Here is a 22028-nt window from a genome sequence, read left to right on the forward strand (position 1 = left end):
GTCTATTTGGAATATCAAATAAAACGCGAAAAAAAGCCCCGCCCTGAGGCGAGGCTATTTCTGGTGGGTGTTACAGGAAGCTGTAGGTGTAGTTGAAGATCAGACGGGTCTGGTCTTGCGCAGAGATGTTGGTATCGCCGCGGTAGGTACCGTGACGCAACGTCGTGCCGAAGCCTTTAAGCGCGCCTGTCTGGATCACGTAATCCACACGCAGGTCGCGTTCCCACTCGGTCTGGTCTTTACCCACGCCGTTGGTAGCCTTGATGTTATCGCCACGCAGGTAGGCGGCCGAGGCTTTCAGGCCAGGAACACCCAGAGAAGCGAAGTCGTAGGTGTACTGACCGAAAGTGGTGTTCTCACCAGCACGGACGAAGCCGTTAACCATGGCGTCGGTGAACAGGTAGAAGCTCGTTCCTCCCGCGCCTTCGTTGCGACCGTTGCTGTCGACCACGTTGCCCTGGTTCAGGTAAACGAAGCCACCGTCATCGCTGACACGCTGATGGCCGAGCAGGAAGGCGTTGGCACCCAGGGTGTAGGTGAACATGGCGCTCCAGGTCTTGTTATCGACCTCGCCCGGGTTCTTGGCGAAACCACCGTTGTTATTGAACCGATAGCCCGCATCGCCGTTCTTGCCGTCGGAGCTGCTGTCGAAATAGCGCAGGTCTGTCTTGAACGACTGGTTGGGTGCGATCGTGTAGACGTGCACCAGACCGAGGAAGTTCTGCTTGTAGTAGTCTTCCAGGTTCGCGTAGTAGTACTGCAGGGTGAGGTCTTTGGTGACCTTCCAGTCCGCACCGGCATACCGGAACTTGTTGCTTTCCTCGGTACCGCCTGCCACGGCCAGGCCGGTGGTGTTCGACGAGGCGCGACCCGCTGCGTGCTCAAACTGGCCGACGTTAAAGGTGAAGTTGTCGATTTCCTTCGAGGTGATGGTGCCACCTTCAAAGCTCTGTGGCAGCAGACGACTGTCGTTCGCGACCAGAATCGGCATGTTCGGTTGCAGAGCGCCGCCCAGGTGAGCCTCGGTCTTCGAGAAACGCGCCTTGACGTTGGCGGCTGCGCGACTCCATGGGTCCGACGCCGAACCGTCGGAATCGCTTGGGAAGAAGGAGTTGTTATCCGGGTGGTGACCACGGCCACCGTCCAGATGAATGCCAACGACCGCCTGGGCATCGATACCGAATCCAACAACACCCTGAGTGAAACCAGACTGGTAATCGAACTTGAGACCTTCAGCGGTCTCTCTTTGATCGTTCGCAGTCCCTTCGCGGGTGTCCGCGTTGTAATACATGGTGCGGGAACTGACGGATGCCTTGCTGTCTTCGATAAAACCCGCGGCGCCTGCCTGCTGCGCCAAAACCCCTACGGCCACGGCCAAGGCCAAGGTGGACTTGTTCATTGTTTTAGCTCCTCTCGTTTCTAATTCTTGTATTCCTGGCCCTGAGTCGAATGCCCGGGATCCTAAGATGCGCGATTAGCGCCAGACCGTGACTCACAAGTCAATCGTAACTATGTGTGTCTACGACCATGGTCTAATCCCCGTTTTTTTTGGTCCTTGCAGGGTCGTGCGTTCGTCACAAACCCAAAAAGAATTGGTCTGTTCTTTTTAATACCTTTTAGGAATGAAGCTCCGCTCCATTCCTCGTCCCGGGCCAGAGCGGCCGGCTCGAAAATTAATTCCTAAAAGGTATTTTTTAGCGGTTTTTTAGATCGATCAGCTTTGACGCCATTCGGAAACAATCCCCTCCCGAACGGCCACGCCATGACGACCAAACGCGCACTATCCAGACCAATTGTTACAGTTTGTGTATCGCTATTATTTTTCAATCAGCGTTCAAACGGCGACCCTCACGGTCGGCTATCAAACCGGTATCGACCCCAGCAAAGCCCCCCAAGCGGACGGTGTTTACGAAAAGACCGTCGGTGAAAAATCGACTGGCGTCGTTTCAGGGCCTGGGTGACTCGAAGGTCAAAGTGGTGAACTGCAACCGGCAGAAATCGCTGCCGCCTGCAAGCGTGGCGCTGCTGGACGGCGGCACGGCCAAGGCCATTGGCGAGACGGCGAAGTTCTTGAAGGAGCAAGGGAAGGGTCGAGACGGTGCTGCCGGATTATTCGGCGTATGTCAGCGCGAAGTTCGTGCAGGAGTAACACAAACCCTGTGGCGAGGGAGCTTGCTCGCGCTGGGCTGCGGAGCGCCCCCAAACCCGGTAAACGCGTTATGTCTGATAGACCGAGTTGCCGGGTTTGGGAGTCCTTCGGCCTCCAGCGGGAGCAAGCTCCCTCGCCACAAAAGCCCGCAGTTACAGGGCTTTTTCGAAGATCTTCGAATTACGCTGATAGTTGTACAGCGACGCTCGCGCCGACGGCAGGCGTTCGACGCTGCTCGGCACGAACCCGCGTTCGCGGAACCAGTGGGCGGTCCGGGTCGTCAGCACGAACAGGGTTTTCAAGCCCTGGGCCCGGGCGCGGGTCTCGATGCGCTCCAACAGCTCATCACCGCGACCGCCGTGGCGGTATTCCGGGTTGACCGCCAGACACGCCAACTCGCCAGCGTCCGAATCGGCAATCTGATACAACGCCGCACAAGCGATGATCATGCCTTCGCGCTCAACCACGCTGAACTGCTCAATCTCGCGCTCCAGCACCTCGCGGGAACGACGCACCAGAATCCCTTGCTCTTCCAGCGGGCTGATCAGGTCCAGCAAACCACCGACATCTTCGATGGCCGCTTCGCGCACGATCTCGAATTGCTCCTGGGCCACTAGCGTACCGCCACCGTCGCGGGTGAACAGCTCGGTCAGCAGCGCACCGTTTTCGGCATAGCTGACGATATGGCTGCGGGCAACGCCGCCCCGGCACGCTTCAGCCGCGGCATCCAGCAGTTCCGCCTGATAGTTGCTGCCCAGACGCTGCAAATGCGCCGGGACTTGTTGCGGACGCAGCTCACGCACCAGCCGACCGTTTTCATCGATCAAGCCAAGGTCAGCACCAAACAGCAGCAGTTTGTCCGCACCCAGGTCGATGGCCGCGCGCGTGGCAACGTCTTCGCAGGCGAGGTTGAAAATCTCCCCGGTCGGCGAGTAGCCCAATGGCGACAGCAGCACGATGGAGCGCTCGTCCAGCAGGCGATTGATGCCCTTGCGGTCAACCCGGCGCACTTCACCGGTGTGGTGATAGTCGACGCCTTCCAGCACGCCGATCGGCCGTGCCGTCACCAGGTTGCCGCTGGCCACCCGCAGGCGCGAGCCCTGCATCGGCGACGAGGCCATGTCCATCGACAGCCGCGCTTCGATGGCGATGCGCAACTGGCCGACCGCATCGATCACACACTCCAGGGTCGCGGCATCGGTGATGCGCATCCCGTGGTGGTAATGCGGGGTCAGGCCGCGTGCGGCGAGGCGGGTTTCGATTTGCGGACGGGAACCGTGAACCAGCACCAGGCGCACGCCGAGGCTATGCAGCAGCACCAGGTCGTGGACGATGTTGCCGAAATTCGGATGCTCAACACCGTCGCCGGGCAGCATGACGACGAAGGTGCAATCGCGGTGAGCGTTGATGTAAGGCGAAGCGTGACGAAGCCAATTAACGTATTCGGGCATGAACCTGGGCCTGTAATAAATAGCAGCCAAAAAATGGGCGAAACTGAAAACGCACAGCGGGCTGATGGTTATCGTCGGAACAGGCTTGGCGACACGCGCGCTCTCCTCATGAATACGGGTTGGGACACTGGCAATTTACACCTGTGGGAGCCGGCTTGCTGGCGATGCAGGCGCCGTGGTTCATCAGGAGAACCGCGTCATCGTTCATCGCCAGCAAGCCGGCTCCTACAGGTTCAACCACCTGACATTGGCTTTTGGGCCGGTGTCAGGCAGTAATGTTCAATCAATTGACGTAATAGATGCACGGTAGGCTGCAAACGTGACATTTCGAGGTATTCACCCGGTTGGTGCGCACAGGCGATATCACCCGGGCCGAGTACCAGCGTTTCGCAGCCAAGACGCTGAAGATAAGGCGCTTCGGTGCCGAACGCCACTGCTTCGGCGCGATGGCCGGTGAGCTTTTCGGCGACCCGGACCAATTCGGCGTCCTCGGCCTGCTCGAACGGCGGCACTTCGGGGAACAGCGGCGCGTAATTGATCTTCACCTGATGGCGTTCGGCAATCGGGTTGAGCCGCTGCAGAATGGCCGCGCGCAGGGCTTTGGGGTCCATGCCCGGCAACGGCCGCAAGTCGAACTCCAGTGAACACTGGCCGCAGATACGGTTGGGATTGTCGCCGCCATGGATACAGCCGAAGTTCATGGTCGGTGTCGGCACGCCGAATTGCGGATTGCGGAATTCACGCTGCCACAACAGGCGCAGGCCACGCAGCTCGCCGATGGCATCGTGCATGGCCTCAAGGGCGCTATGTCCCAGGCGCGGGTCCGAGGAATGGCCGCTCTGTCCGAGGATGTCGATGCGCTCCATCATGATGCCTTTGTGCATGCGGATCGGCTTCAGCCCGGTCGGCTCGCCAATCACCGCCGCACGCCCCAGCGGACGGCCGGCTTCGGCCAGGGCACGAGCGCCGGACATCGAGCTTTCTTCATCGCACGTGGCGAGGATCAGCAGCGGTTGCTTGAAAGGCTGATCGAGCAGCGGAATAACCGCCTCGATGGCCAGGGCAAAAAAGCCTTTCATGTCGCAACTGCCAAGGCCCACCCAGCGGCCATCGACTTCGGTCAGTTTCAACGGATCGGTCTGCCACAGTGCGCCATCGAACGGCACCGTATCGCTATGCCCGGCCAGCACCAGGCCACCGGGGCCGGAGCCGAAACTGGCCAGCAAGTTGAACTTGCCGGGGCTGACCTGCTGGATGTCGCAGGCGAAACCCAGGTCACCGAGCCACGTCGCCAGCAAGTCGATGACCGGACGGTTGGATTGATCAAGGCTGGGCTGGGTACAGCTGACCGTCGGCGCAGCAATCAGCGCAGCGAACTGATCTTTCATGGACGGCAAAGGCATCGCTGACTCCAACTCGCGAATTGAAGACCATCATAGAACCATCTGGCGACAGGAATAAACCGCCGCGGCACGTAGGACTAAGGAGTCCTGTACACTGCACGGCCTTGGCAGCCACACATTTCCCCCGGCTGCGCTCCCGATCCTGGATTTTCCGGCCATGCAGAAAGAAACCGAAATCAAACTCCGCGTCAGCCGCGAAACCCTCGCAGCCCTGCGCGAGCACCCGCTCCTGAAAAAACGCAACAAAAGTGGCTGGGAACGCCGTGAGTTGATGAACCAATACTTCGACACGCCTGAGCGCGACCTGGCCCGCGCCAAGGTTGCCCTGCGCCTGCGCAAGGACGGCGAAGAAGTGATTCAAACGCTCAAGACCCGAGGCCAGAGCGTCGCCGGTCTGTCCGAGCGTAACGAATACGACTGGAACCTGCCCAAAGCCAAACTCGACGTCAAGAAACTCGACGGCGAATGCTGGCCAGAAGAATTGGCCGAGCTGGACAAGAAAACCCTGAAACCGATCTTCACCACCGATTTCGTTCGCGAACGCGCTGAAATCGCCTGGGGCCGCGGCAAGACCAAAGTGGTCATCGAAGCCGCACTGGACCTGGGCCACGTGGTGGTCGGCAAGCAGAAAGAAGAAATCTGCGAGCTGGAACTGGAACTGCGCGAAGGCGAGCCGGCTGCCCTGCTGGAACTGGCCGCCGAACTGGCCGCGACCCTGGCCCTGATGCCGTGTGACATCAGCAAGGCCGAGCGCGGTTATCGCTTGTACGACGCCAACAGCTATTCGTTGAGCCTGCCGGCACCGCAAATCACCGCTGAAACGCCGCTGGACGATGCATTCGCCGCGCTGAGCTGGCATTTGCTGAGCAGCAGCCAGCGTCTGGCCGAGCAGTATCGCTTCAATGGCCACTGGCGCTTGTTGCAGGACTGGGTCGAGAACCTGGCCGAATTGCGTGCCTTGCTGAGCAGCCTGGGCCAGGCCGCACCGCGTCAGTCGACTCACGATCTGCGCGTTGCTCTGGATGCCTTGCTCGAAGACTGGCGCCCGCTGGTGCAAGCCGGTATCGACGACGAAGACGTGCGCAAAGCCGCGCCGGAGCAATTCCTCGAAGAACTGGAAGACCCGCGCTGGGGCTTGTTCTCGCTGAACACGTCGCGTTGGTTGCTGGCCCGCACCTGGGCAACTGATCGCAACGTCCGTGGCAATCGCCAGGGTGCTGCGCAATTGGGTAGCTGGTTGCCGCGTTTGCTGGGTGAAGAAGCGACCTCCCTGCAATTGCAGCGTTATCAGCAACAGCCGGAAGACCTGGCCGAGCAACTGCCGCGCATCGAGCGCATCCAGGCCTGGCTGCACCATGCCCGTGCCGTGCTGGACATTCCGGAAATGGACCGCCTGTACGGCGAGCTGAAGCAGCTTGCCCAATTGGCGAACGAGCCGATCACCGATGAATCGCTGGATGCGCGCAAGCAGCAAGCCATTGCGGTTTATCAGAATCGAGCCTGGAAAATGCTGCTGCGCATGTAACACCGCCTTCGCGGGCAAGCCTCGCTCCTACAGTATTTTCGTTGACCCCAATTCGGCGGCCGACTCAAACCTGTAGGAGCGAGGCTTGCCCGCGAAGAGGCCAGCACATTCACCGCATACCCTAGACAGGCAAACTCGTCGTCGACTTGATCTCCGACAACGCCACAATCGAGTTCACTTCCTGAATCCCCGGCACCATCGACAGCTTTTCGAAGAAAAACCGCTCATACGCCTCGATGTCCGCCGTGACAATCCGCAGCAAAAAATCCACCGACCCCATCAGCACATAACACTCCAGCACCTCGGGAAAGCCGCGAATCGCCTCGGTAAACTCAGTGAAGTTCGAACGCCCGTGCGCGTTGAGTTTGATCTCGGCAAAGATCTGCGTGTTAAGCCCGATCTTCTTCCGGTCGAGCAACGTCACCTGCCCGCGAATGATCCCCTCCTCCTTCATCCGCTGAATCCGCCGCCAGCACGGCGACTGCGAGAGCCCTACCTGCTCGGCAATCTGCGCGCTGGACAGCGAAGCGTCCTCTTGCAGCAACGCGAGAATCTTGCGGTCGTAGCCATCCAGCTCGCTGTGCATAAATAAACCCGTAATTGATAGCTGACCGAATCAAACAATTCGAAAAATAGCCAATAAGCCCCATCATAGATAAGAAATGCCCGGCGCCGAATGTAAAAATTTCTCCATAGATTTGGAGACCGACCATGCCGCACCTGGAAGCTGTGAACACCTCGCCTATCCGCGCCGATGTCTGGCACGCCGGCAACGCGCACTGCCGCGTTCATTACCAACTGCTGGCCGAAGCCGAGCCAGACCTGCTGTGCCGGGCGCTCAACCTGTTCGCTTTGCAGTTTCTGACGCCGCAACAGGTCAGCGCGCAGCGGATGGACGATCTGATGTCGATCGACATCGTCATGGACGGGTTGAGCTGGCATCGCGCCGAAGTGATTGCGGAAAAATTACGTAACCTGATCAACGTGTGTTCGGTGGAGCTGCAAGCGGCTGATTCCCTGCGGGAAGCGCCTGTTCAGGCGGCGGGCTGACAAACCTCGACACGGCTTCGTCGGGTAGTGGCCCAACGGTCGGCGGGTCCGCGACTATCCTTTGCGAACTGTTGTTCATGAGGAGCCCGCATGTCCGTTCAACTTGCCATTCAGGACCGCTGGCTGGATCTCAATGATTTGCTGCGTGAACTGGTCGCCCAGGGCTTTATCAGCCAGGACTCGGCCGAACACGCGCTCAATGCCCGCCGCCGCCACGCCACCCATGGCCAGATGCATCCCCTGGAATTCATTGCCAGCCAGCACCTGGACGACCTCAGCCGTCCCGGTAAACACCTCGATCTGGAAAGCCTGACCCTGTGGCTGTCGCAGCAGGCGGGCCAGCCTTACTTGCGCATCGATCCGCTGAAAATCAACGTGGCGGCGATTACGCCGCTGATGTCCTACGCCTTCGCCCAGCGTCACAAGATTCTGGCGGTGTCCATCGACCGCGACGCGGTGACCGTGGCCAGCGCCCAGCCTTACGTCAACGGCTGGGAAGCTGACCTGACTCATGTGCTGAAACTGCCGATCAAACGCGTAGTGGCCAACCCGGTGGACATCCAGCGCTTCAGCGTCGAGTTTTTCCGGCTGGCCAAATCGGTCAGCGGTGCGACCAACAACGATCAGCAGGCCAGCAACCTGGGCAATTTCGAACAATTGCTCAACCTCGGCGCCAGCGACCAGGAACCGGACGCCAACGACGCGCACATCGTCAACATCGTCGACTGGCTGTTCCAGTACGCCTTCCAGCAGCGCGCCAGCGATATCCACATCGAACCTCGACGCGAGCAAGGCACGGTGCGCTTTCGCATCGACGGCGTGCTGCACAACGTCTATCAATTCCCCCCGCAAGTGACCATGGCCATCGTCAGCCGCCTGAAAAGCCTCGGGCGGATGAACGTGGCGGAAAAGCGCAAACCCCAGGACGGCCGGGTGAAGACCAAGACCCCGGACGGCGGCGAGGTCGAGCTGCGGTTGTCGACGCTGCCGACGGCGTTCGGCGAAAAAATGGTCATGCGGATCTTCGACCCGGAGGTGCTGCTCAAGGACTTCGATCAGTTGGGCTTCTCCGCCGAAGACCTGCGCCGCTGGCAGGACATGACCCGCCAGCCCAACGGCATCATTCTGGTGACCGGGCCGACGGGTTCGGGCAAAACCACCACGCTTTACACCACGCTGAAGAAACTGGCGACGCCGGAGGTCAACCTCTGCACCATCGAAGACCCGATCGAAATGGTCGAGCCGGCCTTCAATCAGATGCAGGTCCAGCACAACATCGACCTGACCTTCGCCGCCGGTGTTCGCGCACTGATGCGGCAGGATCCGGACATCATCATGATCGGCGAGATTCGCGACCTCGAAACCGCAGAAATGGCGATCCAGGCTGCGCTCACGGGTCACCTGGTGCTCTCGACCTTGCACACCAATGACGCGCCCAGCGCGATCAGCCGCTTGCTGGAACTCGGCGTGCCGCATTACCTGATCAAAGCCACGGTGCTCGGCGTCATGGCCCAGCGCCTGGTGCGAACCTTGTGCTCGCACTGCAAGGCACCACTGACGTTGGGTGAAGAAGACTGGCAAACCCTGACCAAACCCTGGCAAGCGCCACTGCCCACCAACGCCCAGCGCGCCATCGGCTGCCTGGAATGCCGCGACACCGGCTACCGCGGCCGCGCCGGGGTCTACGAAATCATGCAACTGACGGATGATGTTAAGGCGCTGATCAATCCCGACACCGATCTGCTGGCGGTGCGGCGCCAGGCGTTCAAGGAAGGCATGCGCAGCCTGCGGCTGTCGGGGGCGCAGAAAGTGGCGGCCGGCCTGACGACCATCGAGGAAGTCTTGCGCGTGACGCCGCAGAGCGAACAAAAGTAGGCACGGCCGTCACGGAACTGGATGGGGGGAAAGGCATCCAACGCCGTAGTTAACCAGTGGAGTCACCCCATCATGCGTCTCAAACTTGCTGTCGCTACCATCGCGTTGTTGTCCCTTCCAGTCGGTTCGGCGATGGCCGATAGCTTTTGGCGTAACGTCATTTCGTCCGGTGCCACCACCGGTTCGACCTACCTGACCTTCAAGGATCACAAGCTGATCGTTGCCGCGCAGGACGATGCCGGCAGCTTCGTCGCCAGTGACGGCGGCATCCGCGGTCCTTATCTGGAAGCCGCAATGCAGAAAGTCCGCGCCGACAATCCGGGCCTGCAGGCGACGGACATGGAGCTGGCGAATGCGATCCTGGCAAAGAATGCCGTGGCTTCGGAATAAGCTGTTCAGCTGAATAAAAATGCCGCTCCCGTGAGTGGCATTTTTTTGCCCGACACAAAACCCTGCAGGAGCGAGCCTGCTCGCGATAGCGGTGGATCAGTCAACATTTCAGCGACTGTTGCACCGCTGTCGCGAGCAGGCTCGCTCCTACATTGGATTTGCGTAGTCCGGGCGATCAGCGGTAATCATCGACGGGCACGCAGGCACAGAACAGATTCCTGTCGCCATAGACGTTGTCCACCCGATTCACCACCGGCCAATACTTGTGCGCCTTGGTGTGCGCATCCGGCGTCACCGCTTGCTCGATGCTGTAAGGCCGCTCCCAGACCCCGGTGATATCGGCCAGGGTGTGCGGCGCTCGCTTCAGCGGATTGTCTTCGGCGGGCCAGTTACCGTTCTGCACCTCGGTGATTTCCGCGCGAATGCTCAGCATCGCCCCGATAAACCGATCCAGTTCGGCCTTTGATTCGCTCTCGGTCGGCTCGACCATCAGTGTCCCTGGCACCGGAAACGACATGGTCGGCGCATGGAAACCGTAATCCATCAGGCGCTTGGCCACGTCCTCTTCACTGATCCCGGTCAGCGCCTTCAATGGCCGCAAATCGAGGATGCATTCGTGCGCCACCCGTTCATTGCGCCCGGTGAAGAGCACTGGAAACGCCCCGGACAAATGTTGCGCCAGGTAATTCGCAGCGAGGATCGCCACCTCGCTGGCATCCGCCAATTGCGGGCCCATCATGGCAATGTACATCCAGCTGATCGGCAAAATGCTCGCGCTGCCCCAGGGCGCTGCGCTGACCGCACCGTTCTGCGCCAGCGGTCCCTCAATCGGCACCACCGGGTGATTGGCGACGAACGGCGCCAAATGCGCGCGCACGCCTATCGGCCCCATGCCCGGCCCGCCGCCGCCATGGGGAATGCAGAACGTCTTGTGCAAGTTCATGTGGGAGACATCGGCGCCAATGTCCGCCGGCCGCGCCAATCCCACCTGCGCGTTGAGGTTGGCGCCGTCCATGTACACCTGGCCGCCGTGGCTGTGGATAACTTCACAGATTTCGCTGATGCCTTCCTCGTACACGCCATGGGTCGACGGATACGTCGCCATCAGGCAGGCGAGTTTGTCGCCTGCGTCCGCGGCCTTGCCTTTCAGGTCATCCAGATCGACGTTGCCGGCCTCGTCGCATTCGACGATCACCACGCGCATCCCGGCCATCTGAGCCGAGGCAGGGTTGGTTCCGTGGGCCGAGGACGGAATCAGGCAAATCTCTCGCGCCCCCTGATGACGGCTCTCGTGATATTTGCGGATCGCCAGCAGCCCGGCGTACTCGCCTTGAGCGCCGGAGTTGGGTTGCATGCAAATCGCGTCGAAACCGGTGATTGCGCAGAGCCAGCGTTCCAGTTCCTCGATCATCAGCGAATAACCCACCGCCTGCTCTTTCGGTACAAACGGATGCAGGTTGGCGAATGGCGGCCAGGTGATGGGGATCATCTCGCTGGTGGCATTGAGTTTCATGGTGCAGGAGCCCAGCGGGATCATTGATTGGTTGAGCGCCAGGTCTTTGTTTTCCAGTTGCTTGAGGTAACGCAGCATCTCGGTTTCGCTGTGATGGGCGCTGAATACCGGATGACGCAGATAAGGCGAGGTGCGCAGCAGACCTGCCGGAATACCGGAAGCAAGGGTTTGAGCGTCCAGTTCGTCGACGTTCAGCCCATGATCGGAACCGAGGAACACATCAAACAGTTTCGCTACCGTGGATTCGTCAGAGGTTTCGTCGAGGCTCAGCCCCAACTGCCCGCGCCCGAGAATGCGCAAGTTGATCTGTGCTGCCTGGGCGCTTTCGATAATTGCGGTCTGAGTACCACCAACCTCCAGCGTCAGCGTGTCGAAAAAGTGGGTGTTGAGGCGAGTGATGCCGTGACGCTCCAGGCCAGCGGCGAGGATGCAGGTCAACCGATGGACGCGCTGGGCAATGCGTTTGAGTCCTTCCGGACCATGGTAGACCGCATAGAAACTGGCGATGTTGGCCAGCAGCACCTGAGCGGTGCAGATGTTCGAGTTGGCCTTCTCCCGGCGGATATGTTGCTCACGGGTTTGCAGGGCCATGCGCAGCGCGACATTGCCGCGAGCATCTTTCGACACGCCGATGATCCGCCCGGGAATCGCCCGTTTGTACTCATCGCGGCTGGCAAAAAACGCAGCGTGCGGCCCGCCGTACCCCATCGGCACACCGAAGCGCTGGGACGAGCCGAACACCACGTCGGCGCCCAACTCCCCAGGCGGGGTCAGCAACAGCAGGCTCAGCAGATCCGTCGCGACACAGGCCAGCGCCTGCTGGGCATGCAGATGATCGATCAACGGACGCAGGTCGCGGATCTCGCCGTGGGTGTCGGGATATTGCAGCAACGCACCAAACACCTCGTGCTGTTTCAAGTTATCCACAGCGTCGATGATCAGCTCGAAACCGAACCCTTCGGCCCGGGTCTGCACCACGGAAATGGTTTGCGGATGGCAGTTCTCATCGACGAAGAACAGATTGCTCCGGGACTTGGCGACCCGCTTGGCCAACGCCATGGCTTCCGCCGCCGCCGTGGCTTCATCGAGCAGCGAAGCGTTGGCCAGTTCGAGGCCCGTGAGGTCGATGGTCAATTGCTGGAAATTCAGCAGCGCTTCGAGCCGCCCCTGGGCAATCTCCGGCTGATAAGGGGTGTAGGCGGTGTACCAACCGGGATTTTCCAACACGTTGCGCAGAATGACGGCCGGCGTGAGGGTGCCGTGGTAACCCATACCGATCAGGCTGGTCCAGACCTGGTTTTGCTCGGCGTACCCGCGCAGCTTGGCCAGCGCAGCCTCTTCGTCGAGGGCCGGCGGCAAATCGAGCTCGCGGTTCAGGCGGATTCCCGGCGGTACCGTCTGTTCGATCAGTTCGACCCGGCTGCCGAGGCCGAGGCTGTCGAGCATCGCCTGTTGCTCGGCAGCATCGGGGCCAAGGTGGCGGCGAAGGAAGGCATTGGGATCGCGTAACTGGCTCAAGGACGGCAACTGGGACATGACGGGCTCTCTCTAGGCTGGCGCTCAACGTCGATGCAACACGGTCAAACCAGCATAGCAGCCGCTGCCAACAGCGAACCCGTGCAGGAGCGAGGCTTGCCCGCTCCCACAGGGAAATCCGTCAGGCGAAAAAAAGCCCCGACACGTCGGGGCTTTGGGATGACGCTGAAGGCTTAGTCGCCGATGGCGGCCTTGTAGCCGGCTGCATCGAGCAGCTTGTCCAGCTCAGCCTTGTCGCTAGGCTTGAGTTTGAAGATCCACGCGCCGTATGGATCGGTGTTCAGCAGTTCAGGCGAACCGTTCAGCTCTTCGTTGATCGCAATCACTTCGCCAGCAATCGGCGCATAGATGTCGGACGCAGCTTTAACCGACTCAACGACACCGGATTGATCGCCGGCAGCGAAAACTTTTCCAACTTCAGTCAGCTCAACGAACACCACATCGCCCAAGGCTTCCTGAGCGTGATCGCTGATGCCCACGGTAACGGTGCCATCGGTTTCCAGACGGGCCCATTCGTGACTTTCGGCAAAACGCAGGTCGGCAGGGATATCGCTCATGTTCTGTGTCCTCAAGAGAATTGTCAGCGGTCGTTGCCCGCCAAAAAGGTTAGATCAAGGTTTTGCCATGGCGGACGAAGGTCGGTTTGACCACCCGGACCGGGTACCACTTGCCACGGATTTCCACTTCTGCGCGGTCGGCAGTTGCCATCGGCACGCGCGCCAGTGCTATCGACTTGCTAAGCGTAGGAGAGAAACTACCACTGGTGATCTCTCCTTCGCCAACATTGGCGATACGGACCACTTGATGAGCGCGCAAAACCCCACGTTCCTCAAGGACCAGACCGACCAGTTTGTGCTGCACACCACCCGCCCGCTCGGCTTCCAGGGCGCTGCGACCAATGAACTGGCGAGTGGCCGGTTCCCAGGCAATGCTCCAGGCCATGTTCGAGGCCAGCGGTGAAACGTCTTGATGAATGTCCTGGCCGTACAGGTTCATGCCGGCTTCGACACGCAAGGTATCCCGGGCACCCAGGCCGATAGGAGAAATGCCCGCGCCCACCAGGTCGTTGAAAAACCCTGGCGCCTGATTGGCGGGTAGAACGATCTCCAGGCCATCTTCACCGGTATATCCGGTGCGCGCGATGAACCAGTCGCCGTCAGGCTGACCTTCAAAAGGCTTGAGCATCTGGATCAGGTTGCCGCGGGACTGGGTGACCAGTTCGGAAATCTTGTGCCGGGCATGGGGGCCTTGAATCGCCAGCATCGCCAGTTCGGAGCGCTCGTTGAGCTGCACATCGAAACCATCGAGATGGGCCTGCATCCAGGCGAGGTCCTGATTGCGGGTGGAGGCGTTGACCACCAGCCGATAACCGTCCTCGAGACGGTAGACGATCATGTCGTCGACGATGCCGCCGCGCTCGTTGAGCATGGTGCTGTACAAGGCACGGCCAGGGCTGTGCAGGCGCTCGACGTCATTGGCCAGCAAATGCTGGAGCCAGGCTTTGGCCTGGGGGCCGGTGACATCAATCACGGTCATGTGGGATACATCGAAAACCCCGCAATCGCGGCGCACCTGATGGTGTTCCTCGACCTGCGATCCGTAATGCAGAGGCATATCCCAACCGCCAAAATCGACCATCTTCGCGCCTAGGGCGAGATGAAGGTCATACAGAGGCGTGCGCTGTCCCATGGGTTTCTCCTTCCGGGCGTGGCGAAGGTGCGGGCCGGTGCTTTACGGGCGAAAGCCTTGAAATAGAAGGCTTTGAGCCGATGTCAGCTACCAGGTCCGTAGGACGGACCGCACCGAATGCCGCGCATTGTAGCCTCAAGGTGTAGGACTGACACCTAGGCGTTTCGATGCGCCGAACGTCGAATCAATCCGATGACCGGTAACAGCCCGACCAAAACCAGAGTCAAGGCCGGCAACGAAGCTCTCGCCCACTCCCCTTCGCTGGTCATTTCAAAGATCCGTACCGCCAGCGTGTCCCAGCCAAACGGGCGCATCAGCAGGGTCGCGGGCATTTCCTTGAGCACATCGACGAACACCAGCAACGCGGCACTCAACGTGCCGGGCAGCAATAAAGGCAGATACACTTTGAAAAACAGTCGTGGCCCACTGACCCCAAGGCTACGTGCCGCTTCGGGCAAAGATGGCCGTATTCGCGCCAGGCTGCTTTCCAGCGGTCCGTAGGCCACGGCGATGAAACGCACCAGATAGGCCAGCAACAACGCCGACAGACTGCCCAGCAGCAATGGCTTGCCCGCGCCACCGAGCCAGCCCGACAGCGGGATGACCAGCTCGCGATCCAGATAACTGAACGCCAGCATGATCGACACCGCCAGCACCGAACCCGGCAGGGCGTAGCCGAGATTGGCCAGGCTGATACCGGAGCGGATCGCCCGGGTCGGTGCCAGGCGCCGGGCAAATGCCAGCACCAGGGCAACGCTGACGGTGATCAGCGCGGCCATGCCGCCCAGGTACAAGGTGTGGACGATCAGACCGGCGTAACGCTCATCCAGGTCGAAGCGTCCACGCTGCCAGAACCACACCACCAGTTGCAGCATCGGAATGACGAAGGCACAGGCGAACACCAGGCCACACCAAGTCATGGCCGCCAACGCCTTGAAACCCCGCAGGTGATACAGCGCCTTGATCCGGGGTCGTTCATTGCTGGTGCGGTTGGCCCCGCGAGCACGCCGTTCGCCGTACAACACGACCATCACCACCAGCAGTAACAGGCTGGCCAGTTGCGCGGCGGTGGAGAGGCTGAAAAATCCGTACCAGGTTTTGTAGATGGCCGTGGTGAACGTGTCGAAGTTGAACACCGACACCGCACCGAAGTCCGCCAGGGTTTCCATCAGCGCCAAGGCCACACCGGCACCAATCGCCGGCCGCGCCATGGGCAAGGCCACTCGCCAGAACGCCTGCCACGGCGATTGCCCCAGCACCCGCGCCGCTTCCATCAGGCCTTTGCCTTGGGCCAGGAACGCAGTGCGCGCCAGCAGGTAAACGTAGGGATAAAACACCAGCACCAGAACAAGGATGACGCCGCCGGTGGAACGCACTCTCGGCAATCGCAGCTCGGTGCCGAACCATTCGCGCAGCAAGGTTTGCACGGGGCCGGCGAAATCCAGCAGGCCGACGAAGACGAAGGCCAGCACGTAAGCAGGAATGGCAAATGGCAGCATCAGCGCCCAGTCCAGCCAACGCCGGCCGGGAAATTCGCAGAGGCTGGTGAGCCAGGCGAGGCTCACACCCAGGAGCGTGACGCCGATACCGACGCCGAACACCAGGGTCAGGGTATTGCCCAGCAGGCGCGGCATCTGGGTGTCCCAGAGGTGGGACCAGATTTGCTGATCGATGGTTTGCCAGGAGAAGAACAGGACGCTCAGGGGCAGCAGGACCAGCGCGGCGATGGCGAAGACCAGGGGATACCAGCGGCGTTGGGCGGGGTGGGCCAAGGGGATTCTCTAGAAAATATGGGCCGACTCTAACCTGAAGTCGGCTCCATTTTGTGGCGAGGGAGCTTGCTCCCGCTCGGGTGCGAAGCAGCCGCAGGAGGTTATCAGATCATCTCGATCCTGACCTGTCGACGCCAACGGGGCCGTTTCGCAGCTCAGCGGGAGCAAGCTCCCTCGCCACAGGTAGCCGCTCGCCACAATAACGGTGAAGTCAGTTCCAGCCAGCCCGATCCATCATGCGAATCGCTTCAGCCTGACGCTTGCCGGCAATTTCCACCGGTAGCGTATCCGCCACAAACTTGCCCCAGCTCGCCACTTCCGCAGACGGTTGAACCGCAGGGTTAGCCGGGAATTCCTGGTTCACGTCAGCGAAGATCTTCTGCGCTTCAGGGGTGGTCATCCATTCAACCAGGGCTTTGGCGGCTTCTGGATGCGGTGCATGCTTGGTCAGGCCGATGCCCGACAGGTTCACGTGTACGCCGCGATCGCCCTGGTTCGGCCAGAACAGCTTCACGGCCAGGTCAGGCTTCTGTTTGTGCAGGCGGCCATAGTAGTAAGTGTTGACGATGCCGACGTCGCATTGGCCAGCGTTGATCGCTTCCAGCACCGCGATGTCATCGGAGAACACATCGGTGGACAGGTTGTTGACCCAACCTTTGAGGATCTTCTCGGTTTTTTCGGCGCCGTGCACTTCGATCATGGTGGCGGTCAAGGACTGGTTGTAGACCTTCTTCGCCGTGCGCAGGCACAGGCGACCTTCCCAGTTTTTATCGGCCAGCGCTTCGTAAGTGGTCAGCTCGCCCGGTTTCACCCGCGCGGTGGAGTAGGCGATGGTCCGCGCCCGCAGGCTCAAGCCAGTCCAGGCGTGAGCCGAGGAGCGGTATTGCAGCGGGATGTTGGCGTCGATCACCTTGGAGGTGAACGGTTGCAGGATGCCCATCTGCTCAGCCTGCCAGAGGTTGCCGGCATCGACGGTCAACAGCAGGTCGGCGGTGGCGTTCTCGCCCTCGGCCTTGATCCGCTGCATCAACGGCGCTTCCTTGTCGGTGATGAACTTCACCTGCACACCGGTTTTCGCGGTGTAGGCATCGAAGACCGGCTTGATCAGCTCGTCGATACGCGAGGAGTAAACCACCACCTCGTCGGCGGCCTGGGCAGTGGTGCTACCGATCAGGGTCAGGGCGAGTGCAGTCAGTAGACGCTTCGGTGCCAACATGGGAGCGATCTCTCGATTGGAAAATTGAGGGCAAATGATAAGGACTCACATTTAGCTTCTCAATCGAACAGTTCGCGGAGGCGTTACCAAATGTTGCATGGTCGACATGGGGGGTGAATGTACCAACGCCATCGCAAGCAGGCTCGCTCCCACAGGGGAATGCATTTCAACTGTGGGAGCGAGCCTGCTCGCGATGAGGCCGTCTGCCGCAATGAAGACGTCAGGCCTTGGCCAGCGCCGGCAAATCCCCGATCAACCCCAGCGCTTCGCGCACGAACAACGCCTTGGCTTCCGGCATCTGGTCAACCATCTTCAACCCGGCATTACGCAACCAGCGAACCGGCAACGGATCCGCCTGGAACAAGCGTTCAAAGCCTTCCATCGCCGCCATCAACGCCAGGTTGTGCGGCATGCGCCGACGCTCGTAACGACTCAGCACCTTCACATCCGCCAATCGCTCGCCGCGCCCTGCCGCTTGCAGCAGCACTTCGGCCAGCACAGCGGCGTCGAGGAAACCGAGGTTGACGCCCTGCCCGGCCAGCGGGTGAATGGTATGCGCCGCATCACCGATCAACGCCAAACCTTCAGCCACATATCGCTTGGCATGCCGCTGACGCAGCGGCACGCACAAACGCGGGTCGGCGCTGAGCACCGTCCCGAGCCGGCCTTCAAAGGCGCGTTCCAATTCGAGACAGAAAGCGCCGTCGTCCAGCGCCATCAGGCGTTCGGCTTCGCTCGGCGTGGTCGACCAGACAATCGAACACCAATCCTGCTGACCGTCCCGCTCCAACGGCAGAAACGCCAATGGACCGTTGTCGGTGAAGCGCTGCCACGCGGTCATTTGATGAGGTTTGGAGTTGCGCACGCTGGTGACGATCGCATGGTGCAGATAGTCCCACTCGCGCGTGGCCACGCCGGTCAGGCGCCGCACCGCCGAATTGGCGCCATCCGCCGCTATCACCAGGGGCGCGCGCAAGGTGCGACCATCGGCCAGGGTCAGCAGCCAGTCATCGCCGGAGCGGCGCATCTGCTCCAGACGCGCATTGGCCAGCATCCCGAGGTCGCAGTCGTGCAGACGATCCAGCAAGGCATCCTGAACCACGCGGTTCTCGACGATATGGCCCAGCACGTCGGCATGCACACTGGCGGCCGAGAAACGAATCTGCCCGGTGCCGCTGCCATCCCAGACCTGCATGTCGGTGTAAGGGCTGCTGCGGCGATTGGCGATGCCGTCCCACACGCCCAGGCGCTCGAGAATGCGCTGGCTGGCCGCCGACAAGGCACTCACCCTCGGTTCGAACGGCGCCTGGGCATCAAAGGGTTTGACGCTCATCGGGCTGCCGTCCAGCAACAGGACTTCCAGCCCGCTGTCCTGCAACGCCAGCGCCAGGGCGCTGCCGACCATTCCGGCCCCGACAATCAGCAGATCTGCGCGCATTTCCATGCTTTAAGCCTGTCTCGCTTGCGGTTTGAGCCGCACGTAAAGGGTTTTCTGCACCCGCGCCACCAGGGCGCCAGCACCGTCATGAATATCAACCTGCAGCTGCGGCAGGTATTTTTCGCCGTTCGCTGTCTGTCGACGGATCTCGTCGAGCAAGGTCTCGTCGATGCTGAAGCGGGCGAACACCGGGCCTTTGCCCGGCGCGATGAAATCGATGTCGGCAGCCTTGTCCCAGACAATGAACTGACGACCGAGGTTTTCCATCAGCATCAGCATGTAGAACGGGTCGACCATCGAATACAGGCTGCCGCCAAACTGGGTACCGACGTAATTGCGGTTGTACCAACTCAGTCCCATGGACACTTGAATGTCCCGGAAGTCATCGCTGATGTGCTGCACCCGCACCCCGGCACCGAGGTACGGCGGGTAGAAGGTCATGAACCACCGCATCAACCGCGCTTTACCGAACGTATCAGTCAGCCACTTAAGCATCGGGACGCGTACCCAGGCCCATGGCTTGCCGGGCGAACCAGCGCTTGGCCGGCGGCAGCAGATCGAGACCGAGCAGGCCGATGTTGCGGCCCAGCGAAACCAGTGGCTGGGTGCTGCCGAACAAACGGGTCACCTGATCGGAGAAACCCACAGTCAGGTTCTGATCCATGCGCTGACGCTCGCGATAAGCCTGCAAGGTCGCGAAGTCGCCGGGCGACGTGTCGCTCGCCAGCAGCGCATCGGCCAGGGCTTGAGCATCACGCAACGACAGGTTGAAGCCCTGGCCGGCAATCGGGTGCAGGCTGTGGGCGGCGTTGCCGAGGATGGCCAGATGCGGACGCACTTGCTCTTCGGCTTCGATCAGTGTCAATGGGTACAGATGCCGCGCGCCCACCTGCTTCAGGGTGCCAAGGCGATAACCGAACACGCCCTGCAACTCGCTGAGGAAACTGCGCTCATCCAGCGCCGCCAGTCGTTGCGCGTCCATCCCCAAGCGGGTCCAGACCAGGGCGCAGCGGTTGTCCGGCAGTGGCAACAACGCCATCGGGCCGTCATCGGTGAAGCGCTCGAAGGCCACGCCGTTATGCGCTTCGCTCGGGGTGATGTTGGCAATCAGTGCGCTCTGGTTGTACGGACGCTTTTTGATGCCGATGCCCAATTGCTCGCGCAGGCCCGAACGGCCGCCATCAGCGAGCACCGCAAGGTCGCATTCCAGGGTGGTTTCATCGTTGAGGGTCAGGCGATAGCCATCGGTCAGCGGTTCCATGTGCGTGACTTCCGCCGGGCAACGCCAAGTGACCACATCCTTGTCCAGGCCCTGCCAGAGGCATTGGCCGAGCCAGGCGTTTTCCACCACATAACCCAGCGCCGGCACGCCCTCTTCCATCGCCGACAAACGTGCGGTGGAAAAACGTCCACGGTCGGAGACATGAATCTGCTTGATCGGCTCGGCGCGGCGGGAGATTTCCTGCCACACGCCCAACCGTTGATAAATCTGTTTGGCCCCGTAGGACAGCGCCGAAGAACGGGCGTCGTAGCTCGGTTGATAGGTGTCGCCCGGGGCGAATGGCTCGATCAGCACGATCTTCCAGCCACGGGCCTTGGCCCCGGCCTGCAACGCCAATGCAAGGCTGGCGCCCACCAGGCCGCCACCGATAATTGCCAGATTGACTCGACTCATGCCGCTTTTGTCCGCGCAGCAGCCATCAAGGCCTCGATCTCGGCGACCGTTTTCGGCACGCCTTGGGTCAGGATTTCACAACCGTTTTTGGTGACCACCACGTCGTCCTCGATGCGCACGCCAATGCCGCGCCATTTCTTCGCTACGTTCTGGTTGTCCGGGGCAATGTAGATGCCCGGTTCCACAGTGAGCGCCATGCCGACTTCCAGCACCCGCCATTCGCCGCCGACCTTGTATTCGCCGACGTCATGCACATCCATGCCCAACCAATGGCCGGCACGATGCATGTAAAACGCTTTATAGGCTTCGCTGGCGATCAACTCGTCGACGTCGCCCTGCAACAGGCCCAACTTCACCAGACCGGAGGTAATCACCCGGACCGTGGCTTCGTGCGCCTGATTCCAGTGTTTGTTCGGGGCGATTTCGGCGAATGCGGCTTCTTGCGACGCCAGCACCAACTCGTAAATCGCTTTCTGCTCCGCTGAATACTTGCCGTTGACTGGCCAGGTGCGGGTGATGTCGCTGGCGTAGCAGTCGATCTCGCAACCGGCATCGATCAACACCAGGTCGCCATCCTTGAGCACGGCATCATTCTGCTGGTAATGCAGGATGCAGCTGTTGCGCCCGGCGGCGACGATCGAACCGTAGGCGGGCATCTTCGCCCCGCCCTTGCGGAATTCGTAATCGAGTTCGGCTTCGAGGCTGAACTCGTGCAGCCCGGCCCGGCTGGCCTGCATCGCCCGGATATGCGCCTGGGCGGAAATCCGTGCGGCTTCGCGCATCACCTTCACTTCTGCCGCCGATTTATACAGGCGCATGTCGTGCAGTAGATGATCCAGGGCAACGTATTCGTTCGGCGGCTGGGCGCCGAGGTGCGCTTTAGAGCGGATCACGTTGATCCACTCCATCAGGTGCCGGTCGAATTCCGGGTTGCTGCCCATGGCCGAATACACCCGGTCGCGCCCTTCGATCAGGCCCGGCAGGATGTCGTCGATGTCGGTGATGGGAAACGCATCGTCGGCGCCGAAGTCGCGGATCGCGCCTTCCTGGCCGGCGCGCAGGCCGTCCCACAGTTCTCGCTCGGCGTTGCGTTCACGGCAGAACAGAATGTACTCGCCATGTTCGCGACCGGGCATCAGTACGATGACGGCCTGAGGCTCGGGGAAGCCGCTGAGGTACTGGAAGTCGCTGTCCTGCCGGTAGACGTGCTCGACGTCGCGGTTGCGTATGGCTACTGCGGCGGCGGGCAGGATGGCGATGCTGTTGGGTTCCATCTGCGCCATCAGGGCCTTGCGGCGACGGCTGTATTCCGATTTCGGGATATGAATCATGGGCAGATGGCGTTC

At 60.9% G+C, this 22028-nt stretch carries 17 protein-coding genes and 2 pseudogenes; 6 read left to right on the top strand and 13 right to left on the bottom strand.

Features of this window, described 5'->3' with window-relative positions; all coding sequences use genetic code 11:
- Positions 1-70: 70 nt before the first annotated feature.
- The gene (locus JIO00_RS28230) at positions 71-1399 is read right to left on the bottom strand and encodes an OprD family porin (protein ID WP_010466659.1); all 1329 of its coding nucleotides are present in this window, start codon (positions 1397-1399) and stop codon (positions 71-73) included.
- 363 nt (positions 1400-1762) lie between these two features.
- Between JIO00_RS28230 and tauA (JIO00_RS30265) the strand changes: the two are divergent.
- Together tauA (JIO00_RS30265) and tauA (JIO00_RS30270) are read left to right on the top strand one after the other, a co-directional pair.
- Positions 1763-1954: pseudogene (tauA, locus tag JIO00_RS30265) on the top strand (taurine ABC transporter substrate-binding protein); the annotation flags it as partial.
- Between the two features lie 59 nt (positions 1955-2013).
- A pseudogene (gene tauA / locus JIO00_RS30270) lies at positions 2014-2149 on the top strand (taurine ABC transporter substrate-binding protein); the annotation flags it as partial.
- Between the two features lie 152 nt (positions 2150-2301).
- Here tauA (JIO00_RS30270) and argA read toward each other — a convergent pair.
- Together argA and argE are read right to left on the bottom strand one after the other, a co-directional pair.
- Entirely contained in the window at positions 2302-3600 is a 1299-nt protein-coding gene (gene argA, locus JIO00_RS28235) for an amino-acid N-acetyltransferase (protein WP_010466657.1), read from the bottom strand.
- A gap of 233 nt (positions 3601-3833) precedes the next feature.
- Complete coding sequence (argE, locus tag JIO00_RS28240; protein WP_200667261.1) at positions 3834-5003, bottom strand: acetylornithine deacetylase; 1170 nt, start codon at positions 5001-5003, stop codon at positions 3834-3836.
- 157 nt (positions 5004-5160) lie between these two features.
- On the opposite strand from argE, the gene JIO00_RS28245 reads away from it, so the two are divergent.
- Complete coding sequence (locus JIO00_RS28245) at positions 5161-6528, top strand: CYTH domain-containing protein (protein ID WP_169857165.1); 1368 nt, start codon at positions 5161-5163, stop codon at positions 6526-6528.
- Positions 6529-6649: 121 nt separating this feature from the next.
- On the opposite strand, the gene JIO00_RS28250 is transcribed toward JIO00_RS28245, so the two are convergent.
- Positions 6650-7114 (bottom strand): Lrp/AsnC family transcriptional regulator, encoded by a 465-nt coding sequence (locus JIO00_RS28250; protein WP_046045137.1) that lies wholly within the window; start codon positions 7112-7114, stop codon positions 6650-6652.
- A 125-nt stretch (positions 7115-7239) separates the two neighbouring features.
- On the opposite strand from JIO00_RS28250, the gene JIO00_RS28255 reads away from it, so the two are divergent.
- The 3 genes from JIO00_RS28255 (at position 7240) to JIO00_RS28265 (ending at position 9843) form a co-directional block, all read left to right on the top strand.
- Entirely contained in the window at positions 7240-7578 is a 339-nt protein-coding gene (locus tag JIO00_RS28255) for a hypothetical protein (RefSeq protein ID WP_010466649.1), read from the top strand.
- Between the two features lie 90 nt (positions 7579-7668).
- Positions 7669-9453, top strand: coding sequence for a GspE/PulE family protein (locus tag JIO00_RS28260; protein ID WP_200667262.1), 1785 nt, complete (start codon positions 7669-7671; stop codon positions 9451-9453).
- A 69-nt stretch (positions 9454-9522) separates the two neighbouring features.
- Entirely contained in the window at positions 9523-9843 is a 321-nt protein-coding gene (locus JIO00_RS28265) for a DUF2388 domain-containing protein (protein WP_169857239.1), read from the top strand.
- Between the two features lie 175 nt (positions 9844-10018).
- On the opposite strand, the gene gcvP is transcribed toward JIO00_RS28265, so the two are convergent.
- The 9 genes from gcvP to pepP form a co-directional block, all read right to left on the bottom strand.
- Entirely contained in the window at positions 10019-12892 is a 2874-nt protein-coding gene (gcvP, locus tag JIO00_RS28270) for an aminomethyl-transferring glycine dehydrogenase (protein WP_200667263.1), read from the bottom strand.
- 173 nt (positions 12893-13065) lie between these two features.
- Positions 13066-13449, bottom strand: a complete 384-nt coding sequence (gcvH, locus tag JIO00_RS28275) for a glycine cleavage system protein GcvH (protein ID WP_010464979.1) — start codon at positions 13447-13449, stop codon at positions 13066-13068.
- A 49-nt stretch (positions 13450-13498) separates the two neighbouring features.
- Positions 13499-14581: a glycine cleavage system aminomethyltransferase GcvT gene (gene gcvT / locus JIO00_RS28280; RefSeq protein WP_010464981.1), complete on the bottom strand. Its 1083-nt coding sequence runs from the start codon at positions 14579-14581 to the stop codon at positions 13499-13501.
- A 155-nt stretch (positions 14582-14736) separates the two neighbouring features.
- Positions 14737-16353 carry an ABC transporter permease gene (locus JIO00_RS28285; protein WP_102594811.1) on the bottom strand — a complete coding sequence of 539 codons (1617 nt, stop codon included), beginning with the start codon at positions 16351-16353 and terminating at the stop codon, positions 14737-14739.
- A 211-nt stretch (positions 16354-16564) separates the two neighbouring features.
- Positions 16565-17569, bottom strand: a complete 1005-nt coding sequence (locus tag JIO00_RS28290; protein WP_083375503.1) for an extracellular solute-binding protein — start codon at positions 17567-17569, stop codon at positions 16565-16567.
- A 220-nt stretch (positions 17570-17789) separates the two neighbouring features.
- Positions 17790-19007 carry a 2-octaprenyl-3-methyl-6-methoxy-1,4-benzoquinol hydroxylase gene (locus JIO00_RS28295; RefSeq protein ID WP_172792597.1) on the bottom strand — a complete coding sequence of 406 codons (1218 nt, stop codon included), beginning with the start codon at positions 19005-19007 and terminating at the stop codon, positions 17790-17792.
- A 9-nt stretch (positions 19008-19016) separates the two neighbouring features.
- A complete protein-coding gene (locus tag JIO00_RS28300) occupies positions 19017-19502 on the bottom strand; it encodes a DUF4442 domain-containing protein (protein WP_010464988.1) in 486 nt (161 codons plus the stop codon).
- Positions 19495-20682 (bottom strand): 2-octaprenyl-6-methoxyphenyl hydroxylase, encoded by a 1188-nt coding sequence (ubiH, locus tag JIO00_RS28305; protein WP_200667264.1) that lies wholly within the window; start codon positions 20680-20682, stop codon positions 19495-19497. Before ubiH ends, JIO00_RS28300 begins: the two co-directional genes overlap by 8 nt.
- A complete protein-coding gene (gene pepP, locus JIO00_RS28310; RefSeq protein ID WP_154502140.1) occupies positions 20679-22013 on the bottom strand; it encodes a Xaa-Pro aminopeptidase in 1335 nt (444 codons plus the stop codon). The genes ubiH and pepP overlap by 4 nt, the downstream gene beginning before the upstream one ends.
- Between the last annotated feature and the right edge of the window lie 15 nt (positions 22014-22028).

It is taken from the genome of Pseudomonas sp. SW-3 (assembly GCF_016615645.1).
GTDB classification, from domain to species: Bacteria; Pseudomonadota; Gammaproteobacteria; order Pseudomonadales; family Pseudomonadaceae; genus Aquipseudomonas; species Aquipseudomonas mandelii.

Coding starts and splice junctions, on each gene's coding strand:
- JIO00_RS28230 (WP_010466659.1), bottom strand. CDS start 1,399: ATGAACAAGTCCACCTTGGCCTTGGCCGTGGCCGTAGGGGTTTTGGCG.
- argA (WP_010466657.1), bottom strand. CDS start 3,600: ATGCCCGAATACGTTAATTGGCTTCGTCACGCTTCGCCTTACATCAAC.
- argE (WP_200667261.1), bottom strand. CDS start 5,003: ATGCCTTTGCCGTCCATGAAAGATCAGTTCGCTGCGCTGATTGCTGCG.
- JIO00_RS28245 (WP_169857165.1), top strand. CDS start 5,161: ATGCAGAAAGAAACCGAAATCAAACTCCGCGTCAGCCGCGAAACCCTC.
- JIO00_RS28250 (WP_046045137.1), bottom strand. CDS start 7,114: ATGCACAGCGAGCTGGATGGCTACGACCGCAAGATTCTCGCGTTGCTG.
- JIO00_RS28255 (WP_010466649.1), top strand. CDS start 7,240: ATGCCGCACCTGGAAGCTGTGAACACCTCGCCTATCCGCGCCGATGTC.
- JIO00_RS28260 (WP_200667262.1), top strand. CDS start 7,669: ATGTCCGTTCAACTTGCCATTCAGGACCGCTGGCTGGATCTCAATGAT.
- gcvP (WP_200667263.1), bottom strand. CDS start 12,892: ATGTCCCAGTTGCCGTCCTTGAGCCAGTTACGCGATCCCAATGCCTTC.
- gcvH (WP_010464979.1), bottom strand. CDS start 13,449: ATGAGCGATATCCCTGCCGACCTGCGTTTTGCCGAAAGTCACGAATGG.
- gcvT (WP_010464981.1), bottom strand. CDS start 14,581: ATGGGACAGCGCACGCCTCTGTATGACCTTCATCTCGCCCTAGGCGCG.
- JIO00_RS28290 (WP_083375503.1), bottom strand. CDS start 17,569: ATGTTGGCACCGAAGCGTCTACTGACTGCACTCGCCCTGACCCTGATC.
- JIO00_RS28295 (WP_172792597.1), bottom strand. CDS start 19,007: ATGCGCGCAGATCTGCTGATTGTCGGGGCCGGAATGGTCGGCAGCGCC.
- JIO00_RS28300 (WP_010464988.1), bottom strand. CDS start 19,502: ATGCTTAAGTGGCTGACTGATACGTTCGGTAAAGCGCGGTTGATGCGG.
- ubiH (WP_200667264.1), bottom strand. CDS start 20,682: ATGAGTCGAGTCAATCTGGCAATTATCGGTGGCGGCCTGGTGGGCGCC.
- pepP (WP_154502140.1), bottom strand. CDS start 22,013: ATGATTCATATCCCGAAATCGGAATACAGCCGTCGCCGCAAGGCCCTG.